Origin of the sequence: Pseudoalteromonas sp. Z9A5 (assembly GCF_011378875.1) — a bacterium.
Classification (GTDB): domain Bacteria; phylum Pseudomonadota; class Gammaproteobacteria; order Enterobacterales; family Alteromonadaceae; genus Pseudoalteromonas.
The window spans coordinates 49,902-63,285 of record NZ_WTLC01000027.1; the positions used below are offsets into that span (position 1 = coordinate 49,902).

Genomic DNA, 13,384 nt, shown 5'->3' on the forward strand with positions numbered 1-13,384 from the left:
ACTTTACAGGTAGCTGCTTTCTGCTGTTTTGATTGTTTGTTCAAGCTTTTTATCACTTGTTGTTTCACCAATCGCAGAAAATTTCCAGTTGCCATTATGCTTATATAATTTACCTAAAATCATAGAAACAGAACCCGCAAACTTAGGATCGTTTGCAATATCGTATACTGCATGAATCGAATCAACGCGACTAGGTGTGCCTTCGTATAAACGAATTGACGCAAAAGGAATTGTTTTAAAGTCATCGCCACTGAACGAGTTAAGTACAAATACAATTTGTTCTGCATTAGCTGGTAACTGGCTCAAGTTAACGTTAATTACTTCGTTATCTAGTCCATCATCGCCATCAGTATCACCGGTTAAATCGTCGCCCGAATGCTGAATACCTGTCGAGTTTAATTTTCCGAAATATACAATGTCTAATAGCTTTTTGTCAGCATCAAATACAGCACAACTTGCGTCTAAATCTACTGCAACCATTTTTTTACCAAAGAAGCCTTTTTTCTCAATAGCTCCCCAGTTAACGCCTACACAGATGTTTGTTAAGCTAGAACCATTAGACTTTTCAAGGCTGATTTTCTGACCTTTTTGTAATGAAATTGCCATTTTAAATCCTTTATATTAAAAAAAATCAGTTGAAACTATAATTAATTTCAACTGATTTATTGGTTAACTATTTATATTCGGTATTAAACAGAAACGCCGTATTGACGAGCTAAAGGTGCAAGACCACCTTCAAAACCCTGACCAATCGCTTTAAATTTCCATTCACCGTTATGGCGGTATAACTCACCGAAGATCAATGCAGTTTCGATTGAGTAATCTTCAGATAGGTCATAACGTGCAACTTCTTCATTTGATGAAGCATTAACAATACGAATAAATGCGTTTGATACTTGACCAAAATTTTGTTTTCTTGATTCAGCATCATGAATAGTTACAGCAACTACTATTTTAGTAATGTCTGCTGGGATATCTTTAAGGCTAACTTTGATAGATTCATCATCGCCTTCGCCTTCACCCGTTAAGTTGTCGCCAGTATGTTCTACTGATTTACATTCAGAAACTAAATTATTAAAAAAGATAAAGCCGTTATCAGCTTTAACTTTGCCTTCAGCATTTAACATAAATACCGATGCATCTAAGTCAAAATCAGCGCCGTCTGTAGCACGAGAATCCCAACCTAAACCTAATAAACAATTTGTCATCCCTGGAGCAACTTTCTCTAGAGAAACATTACCACCTTTTTGTAAAGATACTGCCATTTTAAAAACTCCTTTATAATTTATGTAAACGAATAAAAATAAAACACTTACGATACAAGTTTAATGTATCGACTTAAAAAAATAATACCATAATGAACTATCTAAACAAGAGCAAGATAATAAGACTTCTTAGTCTCATATTTATTGCCTTTATACCTTAAAAATGCAATGAGAAAACTCATAATAATGAATTCAAAATCTAATATTTTTTTAGCTATTTCACTATAAGAGTGTAATACAGTAACATCTCTGAGCCTATAGGCATCAGCTCTTCTCATTTTAAGGTTCGTTATTTACTTCCTGCGCTCCATTTAAAGCCCCATCCATATGCTTTATCACAATCTGCATGACCTTTAAAAAAGCGATTAAGTCTCTCTACCGCAACAGTATTGTTTTTTACGGTTAGCTCTGCAATTGCACAAAACCCTGTATTACTTGAGGTTTCATTTAGCTGAGTTTCGATAGGCGGCATATCTGGTACATGCAACGTTACTACTGCATTTGCTTTGTCCCAATTTGGACTGCCTGAATAAATAAAAGTAAAAATAATAATACGTTTTACATTATTAATATTATTACCATCAATGTGTATCCATTCACCATTTGAGCTATCACCCGTTCTGTCATCAGCTAATAACTTAATATAAGGGCTATATTCAAAACGATTACCTAAAGCTTGCACTATGCTCTTGTCACCGTTTTTGAGCTCTATAAATGCACCAAGATCAAGATCTATTCCTGAGCTAAAAAAGCTACTTTTACCCTTTTCCCAGTTTAAATTAACTTTTATTAAACCTAATGATCCAGCCTTTTTAATGAGATCAACTTTAGGAGAGCTTTTAGTTAAACTAATTTTACTCAAATTTACTGTTGGTGCAGGCGTAGTTACAGGTGCTGGCTTAGGTGATGATGGTTTAACTACCGGTTCATCAGCTATATCTACACCATAATGTTCAGCTAATGGCTTTAGACCGCCATTGAAACCTTGACCAACAAACTTGACCTTCCAACTATTATTTCGTTTATAAATTTCTAATAAAATAAGTGCAGATTCAGAACGTCCATCAGTATCAAATTGGCATTCAAAATCAGGACCAGTAAAAGAAATATTTGACTGAGACGCAAAGGTGTCATTATCGACTGTGGCAGTTATAGAGAACTTTTCTATGTTAGAAGGTACATTTTCAAGATCAACTAAAATTGCTTTAGATTGTATATTAATGGTGCCGCAAGGACTTTTAGGCGCTCCGTAAAAAACCATACCATCGTCATTATGTACTTTGCCATTTTCACCTAAACAAAAAACTGAAATATCAACCGAGTCATTAATTGTATGTTTTATTGTAAAGCTTGGTTGAGTAATGTTTGTATTACTACCTATAACGAGTATTCCCAAAACGAATTCCTTTTAAAATATGTAACTGCTAATCAATGTGTTCTAACTCCAGCCCTTCTTCATCAAGAAGCTCGCTGAGTTTTTTAATATTATCATCTAGTGATTCATACATGGTGTCAAACGGCTCACTTGCCCAGTCACCATTACCACTTCGCCACTCAAACCAGGCACACGCTTCAAACTCATAAATCTCGTTTGTTTTCTCTGATTCTTCACCAGCTAAAAATGCAATGAGTTCATTTAACGAGAGGCTTTTATTTTCAACTAATTTTAAAACTTCAGGTCCTGATAATACAGTTTCATCAGGTAGTGAAATATCAACACAAGAATCTACAACAAGTTTGTAACCTTTATATTCAAGCAAAGTGGTTACTTGGCTGCAATCAAAATGTGAAACTAAAATACTTGCGTAGTTATCACTAATTTCACCATTATTGAAAGACAATTTTTTATTCATTTAGTTTCTCAGAAATTAAGTTTAAAAATATACGGTACTACTTAATACACTCTATAAAAGTATCATACCTGCATAAATAAGATAAAAAAAGGGTACTAAATTACTGTCAGATATTACGCTTGTTAACCAATAAACTATTTTAAAATTTCATAAAACCTAACCAACTTTTATATCTTGTGATGACTAATTACTCATCTTCATCAATATCTAATACAAAGAATTTTGCATAGAGGAACATTGCTAATTTTGATAACAACCACATTTTTATATAAAGTGTGTGGGATGTCTATTTCAGCATTATTTAATATATTAAAAACAAGGGTTCAAATTGTTAAAATTTAACATAAAAAGTTTTTTATTAAGTCTGCTTTTTCTTGGTTCACTTATATACATTGCACTTTTTGTTAATGATCAATTTGTACGCCCGTTTCTTGGCGATGTATTGGTTGTTGGCTGGTTGTACCTTTTTGTTAAGTCGTTTATTAAAATTAAAAACTCTACGTTGGCCCACTCCGTGCTTTTGTTTGCTTGCATGATTGAAGTTGCACAGTTTTTTAATTTAGTAACCCTTCTTGGTCTTCAACACATTAAAGCGGCGCGTATAATAATAGGATCTACATTTGATTGGTTAGATATTCTTGCATATGGAATAGGTTGGGCGTGTATTTTATTAATTGAATTTTATCGATTTAAAAGTAAACAGCTGTAATTAATGAGCTTTAACAATATAATTTAACTTAAATAGTTACTTTGAAAGACATTTAATGTGAGATTAAATTTGAGCTAGTTTCATATCACTCACTCGTTGAAGCGACCTACACAGATGAATGCGCTTTTTGCAAAAAAAGATAAGCCTACTTATGATGTTGCGAGGTTTATTATAAAGCTTAATGGGTATATTTTTGAATGAACTCCATCCAAAATGGAAAATAATAAAGTTGATGGCGCTTGTAAAAGCTGGTTTAGATTTATCGGGCTTGAATATTTTGCTTTGACCACTTACCTTGTGCGCGCTAGTTAGCACACAAAAATACTGATAGCGCTTTAGCTGAGCTAAAAGCTGTACTGACGTAACTAATTCTAACGGAGAAAACTAAATGGATTCATCATCAATTATTGCGTGGAGTGTTTTATTTGGTGGCATAGGCATTGGCTACCTAACTTATGGACGAAGGAAAAAAGCCGTTGTGCCATTGTGTATAGGCTTGTCGTTGTTAGTGTTTCCGTACTTTGTGACGAGCGTATCGATGTTGCTTATTGTGGGCACTATTTTGGTAGCAATTCCCTATTTTATTAAGCTTTAATGCTATAAGTACCTTATTACCCAGTGATAATAAACACGTTTAAAATTGCTATATCTAATTACTTTGATATAAAAATCAGCCAGCTTATAACCAGTGATATTGCTAATAGCAACGATAAGCCACGCCAAAATACCACTGGGTTTTTCTCCGCCCACGCAATGCTACCAGTGCCTAACAAACTGTTATTAGGGTGGCGTAAATCGTAAATAAACTCCGACATTACCTGGTACCGATAAGCTGGGTTTGGCTGTAATGCTTTTTTAAGCGTAGCGTCTAACCACAAGGGTATATCGCGTTTTGTATCAATCACGCTTATATAACTTAACTTACTTTGCGCGGCTATGTTATGCGCTTTGGCGGCTTTTGTACCATATGGATATCGCCCGCTTAACATATAATAAGTAAGCACTGCGAGTGAGTATAAATCGGATCGCTCACTCGCCCCCGATCCCACCAAATATTCAGGTGCAGTGTACATTGCAGTGCCAAGTATTTCATCGCCATTGCCATCGGTTACGCCCATTATTTTGGCTGAACCTAAATCGATAATAGTCACTAAGCCACTACTATCTATTAAAATATTTTCAGGTCGAATGTCTTGATGTAAAATATCAACTTTATGTAGCGCTGTTAATCCTTTCGCTATTTGTTCTGTAATATCGCGTATTTTTTCAAGATTAGGAGTTGGATTGTCTAATAAAAACTGGGCTAAAGTCTGCCCTTCTATATATTCGGTAACTGTATAATAAAAATTACGCGCACTATGCGGTGGCACTGCTTTAACTATGTGCTGATTGTTTACTTTATGATTTACTTTGTTAAGCACCCACTCCTCAGTTAATAACCTATTTAACTGTGCGGCGTTATTTGTTAGCTCTACTGACGGCGCTTTAATTATGACAAAGTCGGCAGTTTTTAAGTCGAGCGCTAAATAAACGTGGCTTCGATTCGATGAATGAATAACACGCCTTATTTTATACCCTTGAGATCCATAAACGCCTTCTTGAATAGAGCCAAGTTTATTGCTTTCAAATAAATCACCTTCTTTTAAAATAGGTGGAATACTTAATTCATCCAGTTTATTTATTTGTGCTTTCGCGAGCTGATTTATTACAATAACCTGCATGGTTAGGTTGTCGTTACTACCAGCATTAACTGCTTCATCGACAACTATTTTAGCTTGCGTGTTTAAGTCATTTTTTTGATAGTTTAATAACGCTAAAATACGCTCTTCAGTCAAAAAGTTAAATATGCCGTCGGTCATCAATAAAAACACATCACCAACGATTAATGGCTCACAAAGGTAGTCGAACTTAAAATGTGGCGTTATTCCGAGCGCTTGGCTTAGTACCGTTTGACCATTGGCTTGTATATTATGATCAGTTGTTAACAATGTAAGTTGGTTATTACGAAGGCGATAAATACGTGAATCACCCACATGAAAAATATGAGCGCATTGGTTTTGCAAAATAAGCGCTGAAAAAGTACATACATAACCTTTTTCAAGATTGTACTTATAAGGGCTGTGCTGATTTTTACAATATAAATGGGCATTTACACTTTTAAATACTTGACCACCAGCATGCTCAACGGACCATGCTGGTGATGTACAATAATAATCGTTAATAAAGCGCTTAACCGCACTTTCACTCGCTACTTGGCTAACTAAACTGCTACCTACCCCATCGCTAATAGCAAACACGGCACCTTTAAGGTTAAGCTCATCTAATATTGGCACTCGGGACAAAACAAAGTCTTGATTTATACTTTTACAACCTTGTGTTGTAAAATACCCAGTATTGAGTGTTAAGGCAGTCATCGGTTATTAACTCGTATGCGGCGTTTGAATGTGACGCTTTGGCGCTGTTTTGTAGTGCGTGGTGTATAACGTTAAACCAGTAAACGCCAAGCCACCGACTAAGTTACCTAATACGGTTGGAATTTCGTTCCAAATTAAGTAATCCATTACCGAAAATTCACCGCCCATAATAAGCGCAAACGGGAATAAAAACATATTCACTACTGAGTGCTCAAAGCCCATAAAAAAGAACAACATAACCGGCATCCACATGGCAATTACTTTACCGCTTACATTTGTTGAAATCATTGCGCCAACAACCCCAAGCGACACCATCCAGTTGCATAACATGCCTCTAATAAATATAGTTAACCAACCTGCTGTTCCAAATTCGGCATAGCCCAAAGTACGCGCCTCGCCTATTGCAGCAACTTTTTTAGCAATTGCACCGCCATCTATGTTGTACCCATAAGTAAAAATAAACGACATCATAAAAGCAACCGTTAGCGCCCCTAAAAAATTACCCAAAAACACTTTGCCCCAATGCGGTAATATTTGCGACCACGTAACGCCTGGTCGCTTTGCAAGCCATGCTAGTGGCGTAAGTACAAATACACCCGTCAGTAAATCAAAACCCATTAAGTACAACATAATAAAACCAACGGGAAACAACATCGAGCCCACTAAATGTGAGCCAGTGGCAATGCTAACGGTAATTGCAAACACTGCAGCTAACGCTAAAATAGCGCCAGCCATAAATGCACGAATTAACGTATCGCGCGTTGACATATAAATTTTAGACTCACCAGAGTCCACCATTTTAGTTACAAATTCGGTAGGGATTAAATAAGCCATTTTTTTACCTTTATTTTGGTAGTGCTATTTTAATTTCCATTTGCAGCAATATATTGCAAGCAAAAAAAAACGCCTACACCTTACTTTTTTAAAGTAAATGTGTAGACGTCTTCGTCTGGAATCATATTGGTCTTAGCAAGGGGAGAAACCTTACTGTATGTTAATTTGCAAAGTTGGTGCCATTACAAAAAATTAAATTATAGCTATTTAAAAACAAGTAGTTAGTTGATTTAATGTAATTTTAAAAATGATATTTACGCGCTATTTTTGTGCATTAAAAGCCGTTTTGCACCAAATAAAGTAATTAAACATTATAAATAACAACCTTAAAAAGAAGCATCCAGCTACAGTATTGATAAAATCAATATCAGTTATTGAAAACAACAATTTCATTAATAATATACTTAGCGCTAGAGTGAAGTTAAGCCAACAAACTAAGAGTAATTATTATGCCAACTACCGCTATCTTCACACACCAAGACGGATTATTCATTGATGCTAATTTACATCAATTCATTAAAGAGCAGTTATGTACTAAAGCGACTTTAAAAACGACTGAGATTTACCAAGCTTTAGCTACGTTAGTTGATGAATTTGGGTGTACTTGTCGTAAAAATAAGCATCAACCAAGTGATACTCTTGAAGTAGACACGCTATTAAATGCGTATCAACAAAAAAATCATCCACATTGCCATATGAACGCACAAACAACAGAAGCCGTGCTTGATGAATACTGCTGCCAAGTACCTGCCATTATTGTTGTAGCATTAATGGATACGCTAAGCGGTACACACTGTGATGAGCCAAATGCACATGCCATTTATCATCGCGCTGCACAATTAACTAATCGCCCTTGTATGCACACAGTGCAGATTGCTAATGCATCAGCAGCTTAAAAATGGGGGTGTTTAAAAATGCTCGATAACCTTTTGTGCAAAGTCTGTGCAACTTAGGGTTATCGAGTTATTAGATATTGAATTATTAGAATCATCTTTATTAGGTGCTAAATCAAAAGTTACTTGGGAACTTGCGAAGGTTTTTTCTAATGCGTTTTCAATCAATATTGCGGCTTTATCCCACTTCATAAATTTAAGCATTAACACTGCACTTAAAATACTGCTGCTCGGATTGGCTTTATTTTGTCCCGCTATACGTTCAAACGTGCCATGTGTTGGTTCAAAAAATGCCACTTCGTTATTTAAATTTGCAGCGGGCATTATGCCAACTCCACCCACTTGCGCGCTAAGCATATCAGCTAAAAAGTCGCCATTTTGATTAGTAGTGGCTACTACATCAAACTGTTCTGGATGCATTAAACATTGCTGAAGCATGTTATCGGCTATTACTTCTTTAATAATTAATGGTTCTTGATCTGATCGCTCTATTAGTAGCCAACGACCATTTTGATGATTTATAGCTTTAAATTCTTTTTTAGCAAGTGCGAACCCCCAACGTTTAAATGCACCATCGGTAAATTTAAGTACATTACCTTTATGCACAATAGTCAGTGAGTTACTGTTATTTTTTAGTGCGTAGTTTATTGCATAACGTACTAATCGCTCAGAACCCTCTTTTGAAATGTTTTTAATGCCAATGCCGCACTCTTGTGTAAACCTCAAGCGCGTTACACCCATTTCTTCACATAAAAAGTCGAGCATTTTTTCACTTTCAATACTGCCCGCTTGCCATTCAATACCTGAATAAACATCTTCGCTACTATCGCGAAGCACCGTTATGTTAGTTAAAAAAGGATTTTTTAAAGGAGAAGGAAGCGCACTAAAGCCTTTAATGGTGCGCATATTTACAAACAAATCCATTTCTTGTCTAAGCGCAACATTAAGTGAGCGAAAGCCACCACCAAGCGGAGTTGTTAGTGGCCCTTTTATGGCTATTTTACAAGTACGTACCGCGTTAATTGTTTCTTGCGGGAACCAATCACCGTCATATAATTTAGCTGCTTGTTCGCCGTTGTAAACTTGCATCCAATGAATTTTTCGCGCCGTTTTATAACAGTGTTCAACAGCACGATTAACCACATTACGCATTACTGGCATAACATCTAAACCCACACCATCGCCGTCAATATAAGCAATTATAGGTTCGAGAGGGATTTGCCAGTCCCCGCGCTCATCTATTGTTATATTTTGACCTTGCTCTGGTACATTTATATGTTGGTACTGCATTGCTAACACCTACAAAGCTTTATTAATATTATTAAAGCATGATCAGTTTGGTGTGTCTGTATTCACTTTTTTATAGTTACTATCAGTTTAAAAAATATAGAGCTTTTATTTTTATCTATAAGTAGCAAATAAATATTTATTAAAACTGTATTGGCTTTGTATTACTGCAATTACAAAACCAGCTCTTCCATCTAAAAAGCCAAGTCGTAAAAAGTAATGACGAATAAAAGCAAATGTTGCTGAGCTTATTGCTTTTAATATGGATGATTTTTTGCCTTTCCTAATCATTTGGTCTGCACCAATATTGGCATAGTTATTTCTTTTATTTATATATGCAAAAATATCTTCGTATTGAAAGTGCAATAAATCTGCCTTTAAGTTAATCAAGTTACAGCCTTTAACCACTACCGATTCGTGTACCAAATTATTATTGTAACTCGTTGTGTTTTTATTGTAGATACGAGAAATACGGCTTGGGTACCATCCACTATGACGAATAAATTGACCACAAAAGTGCGTTAATCTATTAAGTACTAGTACGTCTTTTTCTTTACATTTAGCAAGGTTATCTCGTATTTCAGCACCTAATTCATCACTAACGACTTCGTCACAATCAATTGCAAAAATCCAGTCGTTACTTGCTAAAGCTTCTGCTCTTTGGCGTTGCTCACCAAATCCTTCCCAGTCGGCACGAACGAATACTTTATCTGTGTATTTTTTAGCTATTGCCAATGTTTCATCTGTACTACCTGAATCAAGTACAATAATTTCATCAGCCCACTTTACCGACTCCAAGCATCGTTCAAGTGTACTTCCTTCATTTTTACAAATAATACAAACAGATAATTTCACGGACTTTCCTTTTATTAATTAACATAGCGCCAACATTATAAACTGATTAGATAACTAAATAATGCAATTGTTGAATTTTTACTGATTTTAAATTTAACCACCCTATTTTTTAGCAAAAAACAGTGAAACCTATACGTAATTTAATCGCGTTAAAAATTCATAACGGCTAAACCACAACTCAATTATCCCCGTTAATCACACGCTTAATTCCGATCATTTAATATTTAACTTTTATTGGTATAGTCTTTGTGATTAGTTAAAAATAGAGTAAATAACATGAAGATATTATTGATATTGCCACTATTTATTACATGTAACATAAATGCAGTTGAAGTGGTTATACATAACATAAACTCACTTACCAATAATGGTCAAAAAACAGTATCTACTTGGATCAATCAAAGTGTTAAAAAAACAAAAAATACGCTTGGTCCTTTAAAACAAAGTGTTTTACCTATTTATTTAAAGCCCAAACACTTTGCTCTTGAGCCTGTGCCTTGGGCTAGTGTAAAACGAAATGATCCCGATGGTTTGGAGTTACATATAGACCAACAAGCAAGTTTAAGTGAATTTACAAAAGATTGGACGCTTTACCACGAATTATCGCATTTATACCTGCCACTATTGCCTTACTCAGGGTTTTGGTTAAGCGAAGGTTTTGCGAGTTATATGCAAAATAAAATAATGCGTGATAGCGGTATTATAACTCAAGCCCAATTTGTACAGCGACTTAATGCCGGATTTGAACGTGCACGCAAACAAGCAAAAACAAAGCAACAACCACTTAATAAACTGTCTGCCGATATGTGGCGACAACGCGCTCAACAGCGTGTTTATTGGAGTGGTGCAGCCTTCTTTGTAGAGGCGGATCTAGCTCTTCAAAAACAAGGAAAAACAGTGGCTGAAGTTATAAAAGCATATCAAACATGCTGTAGACCTGCGCGTTCAAACGCTAAAAAATTCATAAAAGAGCTCGATAGATTATCGAGTAGCAGTGTGTTTTCTTCACTTTATACACAGTACAACACGCGTACAAATTTTCCTGATATTACCAAAGCACAACTTAATCAGCTATAGCGTTATTTTTTAAGTAATTACAAAAATAGTTATAGGCATTCGCGTTAAAATTTACTGAATATTTATTCATAAACCCATGTAAGTATTCTACTTTTTTACACTCTACCAATTCTTTACGCCCCAAATTGGCTATAACATCATCTACATTAAAATGTACTTCATGATTTGGAAAAATGAACTCACACGGTACTTTTGCATTTAGCTGTAAATGATTACGTAATTGCGATGGATAAAATCCTATGAGCTTTTTAAGATGTGGATTGCCTGTGAGTAACTGAGCACGCCATGCTGCACTTGCACCTGCACTAAAAGCAATACAAGTTGTAGGACTCTTAAGTGCATTAAAGCATTCTTTAACCTTTTCGGTATATTTGTCGTGGTCGCAGTGTTTTATAAACTTTTCATAGTGATTAGCTTCACTTTCAATGACTTGCAGCTTACCGCTGTATGGATCTATAAGCATACTATTACTGCTAACACCCATTTTAAACCGTGTTAAAGCGGGTGTTAAACCAAAAATATCGCTGACAATTACGTAATCCATACTTATCCTTTTACTATTTAAAAACACGTTTGTAAGCAGTTGATAAAAAGTATTATAAATTATTTTATATAAATAGCTTGCACACACAATATATTTAAGTTACCTTCCCTCTCTGGTTTGAAGAAACCGCCGCGGTTAACCATTTACCCTGATCCAGTAAGCCCCGCAAAACGTATATTTGAAAGCTAAGTTATTGTACGGCGAGAACCCCTTAAAAATACCGAGATGAATTTTACTATCATCGCAAAAGTGTCATAAAGATCGTCAACACTGTAATGAAGCTAAACACAACATCGTTTATTTATTAACTGCATTTTGCTATAAAAAAATAGCGCAGAATAAATAACAAGAATAAAGTGAGTTTTATTATGTCTTATAAATATAATGGGTCTATGATCCAAATCGCACATCCAGTGCAGTCTATTTCAGTAAACAAACATCGTGTAATCTTTAGTGATACACAAGGTTTAAAAAATGCATTGTTTCAAAAAGCGAGTGATGCACGCCAATTTGTTAAATGGCTTAAAGCTAGTTAACCAAATACTTTAATTGCCGTTTATTATTGCAATTATTGATAAGATATTATGCCAGCCTCGTTGCTGGCATTTTACTTTTTAGCACTTTGTTGGTTACAATAGATTTACAATAATAATTACTGGCAGCTGTTGTAATGCTCCGTGTATTTTTAACTCCTCTACTCTTTTGTTGTTTAAGCTCAGTAAGTAATGCTAAAACCATAAATTGGTTAACGCACGACTTTGCACCCTATTACATTTTAAATGGCAAATACCAAAAACAAGGTCGTGACGAAAGTATAATCACTCTCCTAGAAAAACAGTTACCCAATATTACCTTTAATCGAATGATCATCCCTTCTGGCAAAGTGATTCAAGAGCTATCAAACACATCCCATAATGCATGTGCGTTATCACTTTATAAAAATGATTTTAGAGAAGATCATATTTATTTTACAAAGGAAAGCTCAACAACGGGTCTTTCTCCTTCGATTGCATTACATAAAAAATTAGCAGAAGCACTTGATATACCCAATGATAAAAATATCTCGCTGCTAAATTTACTACAGGATAAAAAGCTAACACTTGGCGTATCCATGAGTCGCTCTTACGGTAAAGAGATAGACACGCTAATTAATACTACGCCTAACATAGAGTTAGTCATTAGACCCACACGCGATAGCTTAGCAAGCCTTACATACATGCTTAATTTGAAGCGTATTGATATTTTATTGGGCTACCCTAGTGAGCATTATTATTTAGCAAAGCTGATGCACTTTGATGACAGCCTCACGCAACGCGCATTAACCGAATCACCCGATTTAAGCTATGGTTTTATAGGTTGTACCAAAAATGCTCAAGGTGCAGAGGATATAAATCTTTTAAACGAACAACTCAAAAAAATAAAACAAACTAAGCAATATAACCAAGTACTTCTTAGATGGTTACCAAAACACTTAAGACCACTATTAGAAAAAAGAATTTTAGAAGCTCAAACAAAAAACGCCACATAAGTGGCGTTTACATATCTAATTTTATATTTGCTAGGGGCTGTTGATCTTTGTAGTATATATATTAATCAGCCCACATTGGTAGCCACATCATAGTAAATGCTAAAGCGAGCATGGAATGATAATTC

15 protein-coding genes are annotated in these 13,384 nt (G+C 35.3%); 6 read left to right on the forward strand and 9 right to left on the reverse strand.

Annotation, left to right across the window (positions count from 1 at the left end; translation table 11 throughout):
• Nucleotides 1-3: 3 nt before the first annotated feature.
• The 4 genes from GQR56_RS14160 to GQR56_RS14175 all read right to left on the reverse strand — a co-directional run bounded on the left by GQR56_RS14160 (nt 4) and on the right by GQR56_RS14175 (nt 3,118).
• Nucleotides 4-606, reverse strand: coding sequence for a TerD family protein (locus tag GQR56_RS14160; protein WP_166112589.1), 603 nt, complete (start codon nt 604-606; stop codon nt 4-6).
• An 83-nt stretch (nt 607-689) separates the two neighbouring features.
• Nucleotides 690-1,265: a TerD family protein gene (locus GQR56_RS14165; RefSeq protein WP_166112592.1), complete on the reverse strand. Its 576-nt coding sequence runs from the start codon at nt 1,263-1,265 to the stop codon at nt 690-692.
• A gap of 289 nt (nt 1,266-1,554) precedes the next feature.
• The gene (locus GQR56_RS14170) at nt 1,555-2,661 is read right to left on the reverse strand and encodes a TerD family protein (RefSeq protein ID WP_166112594.1); all 1,107 of its coding nucleotides are present in this window, start codon (nt 2,659-2,661) and stop codon (nt 1,555-1,557) included.
• 28 nt (nt 2,662-2,689) lie between these two features.
• Nucleotides 2,690-3,118: a hypothetical protein gene (locus GQR56_RS14175; RefSeq protein WP_166112597.1), complete on the reverse strand. Its 429-nt coding sequence runs from the start codon at nt 3,116-3,118 to the stop codon at nt 2,690-2,692.
• Nucleotides 3,119-3,446: 328 nt separating this feature from the next.
• Here GQR56_RS14175 and GQR56_RS14180 point away from each other — a divergent pair, with 328 nt between their 5' ends.
• Both GQR56_RS14180 and GQR56_RS14185 read left to right on the forward strand, forming a co-directional pair.
• Nucleotides 3,447-3,827 carry a DUF2809 domain-containing protein gene (locus GQR56_RS14180; protein WP_206018182.1) on the forward strand — a complete coding sequence of 127 codons (381 nt, stop codon included), beginning with the start codon at nt 3,447-3,449 and terminating at the stop codon, nt 3,825-3,827.
• A gap of 388 nt (nt 3,828-4,215) precedes the next feature.
• Nucleotides 4,216-4,422 carry a hypothetical protein gene (locus tag GQR56_RS14185; protein WP_029880556.1) on the forward strand — a complete coding sequence of 69 codons (207 nt, stop codon included), beginning with the start codon at nt 4,216-4,218 and terminating at the stop codon, nt 4,420-4,422.
• 58 nt (nt 4,423-4,480) lie between these two features.
• Here GQR56_RS14185 and GQR56_RS14190 read toward each other — a convergent pair whose 3' ends face one another.
• Both GQR56_RS14190 and GQR56_RS14195 read right to left on the reverse strand, forming a co-directional pair.
• Complete coding sequence (locus GQR56_RS14190) at nt 4,481-6,241, reverse strand: protein kinase (RefSeq protein WP_166112600.1); 1,761 nt, start codon at nt 6,239-6,241, stop codon at nt 4,481-4,483.
• Nucleotides 6,242-6,247: 6 nt separating this feature from the next.
• Nucleotides 6,248-7,075, reverse strand: coding sequence for a formate/nitrite transporter family protein (locus GQR56_RS14195; RefSeq protein WP_166112603.1), 828 nt, complete (start codon nt 7,073-7,075; stop codon nt 6,248-6,250).
• 449 nt (nt 7,076-7,524) lie between these two features.
• Here GQR56_RS14195 and GQR56_RS14200 point away from each other — a divergent pair, with 449 nt between their 5' ends.
• Complete coding sequence (locus GQR56_RS14200) at nt 7,525-7,971, forward strand: hypothetical protein (protein WP_166112606.1); 447 nt, start codon at nt 7,525-7,527, stop codon at nt 7,969-7,971.
• 12 nt (nt 7,972-7,983) lie between these two features.
• Here the strand turns inward: GQR56_RS14200 and icd are convergent, their stop codons facing one another.
• The gene (icd, locus tag GQR56_RS14205) at nt 7,984-9,258 is read right to left on the reverse strand and encodes an NADP-dependent isocitrate dehydrogenase (protein ID WP_166112609.1); all 1,275 of its coding nucleotides are present in this window, start codon (nt 9,256-9,258) and stop codon (nt 7,984-7,986) included.
• Between the two features lie 111 nt (nt 9,259-9,369).
• On the reverse strand, nt 9,370-10,110 hold the full coding sequence (locus GQR56_RS14210) for a glycosyltransferase family 2 protein (protein ID WP_166112612.1): 741 nt from the start codon (nt 10,108-10,110) through the stop codon (nt 9,370-9,372).
• A 276-nt stretch (nt 10,111-10,386) separates the two neighbouring features.
• Between GQR56_RS14210 and GQR56_RS14215 the strand changes: the two genes are divergently transcribed.
• Complete coding sequence (locus GQR56_RS14215; protein WP_166112615.1) at nt 10,387-11,187, forward strand: hypothetical protein; 801 nt, start codon at nt 10,387-10,389, stop codon at nt 11,185-11,187.
• Here the strand turns inward: GQR56_RS14215 and GQR56_RS14220 are convergent.
• Nucleotides 11,174-11,731: a hypothetical protein gene (locus GQR56_RS14220; RefSeq protein ID WP_166112618.1), complete on the reverse strand. Its 558-nt coding sequence runs from the start codon at nt 11,729-11,731 to the stop codon at nt 11,174-11,176. The genes GQR56_RS14215 and GQR56_RS14220 overlap by 14 nt on opposite strands.
• A gap of 368 nt (nt 11,732-12,099) precedes the next feature.
• On the opposite strand from GQR56_RS14220, the gene GQR56_RS14225 reads away from it, so the two are divergent.
• Nucleotides 12,100-12,267, forward strand: a complete 168-nt coding sequence (locus GQR56_RS14225) for a hypothetical protein (protein WP_007375427.1) — start codon at nt 12,100-12,102, stop codon at nt 12,265-12,267.
• Nucleotides 12,268-12,401: 134 nt separating this feature from the next.
• Complete coding sequence (locus tag GQR56_RS14230; protein WP_024612571.1) at nt 12,402-13,259, forward strand: transporter substrate-binding domain-containing protein; 858 nt, start codon at nt 12,402-12,404, stop codon at nt 13,257-13,259.
• Nucleotides 13,260-13,384: the final 125 nt, after the last annotated feature.

Bases quoted from the DNA above. Each gene is read 5' to 3' on its own strand.
- GQR56_RS14160 (WP_166112589.1), bottom strand. From the start codon at position 606: ATGGCAATTTCATTACAAAAAGGTCAGAAAATCAGCCTTGAAAAGTCT.
- icd (WP_166112609.1), bottom strand. From the start codon at position 9,258: ATGCAGTACCAACATATAAATGTACCAGAGCAAGGTCAAAATATAACA.
- GQR56_RS14225 (WP_007375427.1), top strand. From the start codon at position 12,100: ATGTCTTATAAATATAATGGGTCTATGATCCAAATCGCACATCCAGTG.
- GQR56_RS14195 (WP_166112603.1), bottom strand. From the start codon at position 7,075: ATGGCTTATTTAATCCCTACCGAATTTGTAACTAAAATGGTGGACTCT.
- GQR56_RS14215 (WP_166112615.1), top strand. From the start codon at position 10,387: ATGAAGATATTATTGATATTGCCACTATTTATTACATGTAACATAAAT.
- GQR56_RS14185 (WP_029880556.1), top strand. From the start codon at position 4,216: ATGGATTCATCATCAATTATTGCGTGGAGTGTTTTATTTGGTGGCATA.
- GQR56_RS14230 (WP_024612571.1), top strand. From the start codon at position 12,402: ATGCTCCGTGTATTTTTAACTCCTCTACTCTTTTGTTGTTTAAGCTCA.
- GQR56_RS14165 (WP_166112592.1), bottom strand. From the start codon at position 1,265: ATGGCAGTATCTTTACAAAAAGGTGGTAATGTTTCTCTAGAGAAAGTT.
- GQR56_RS14220 (WP_166112618.1), bottom strand. From the start codon at position 11,731: ATGGATTACGTAATTGTCAGCGATATTTTTGGTTTAACACCCGCTTTA.
- GQR56_RS14175 (WP_166112597.1), bottom strand. From the start codon at position 3,118: ATGAATAAAAAATTGTCTTTCAATAATGGTGAAATTAGTGATAACTAC.
- GQR56_RS14190 (WP_166112600.1), bottom strand. From the start codon at position 6,241: ATGACTGCCTTAACACTCAATACTGGGTATTTTACAACACAAGGTTGT.
- GQR56_RS14200 (WP_166112606.1), top strand. From the start codon at position 7,525: ATGCCAACTACCGCTATCTTCACACACCAAGACGGATTATTCATTGAT.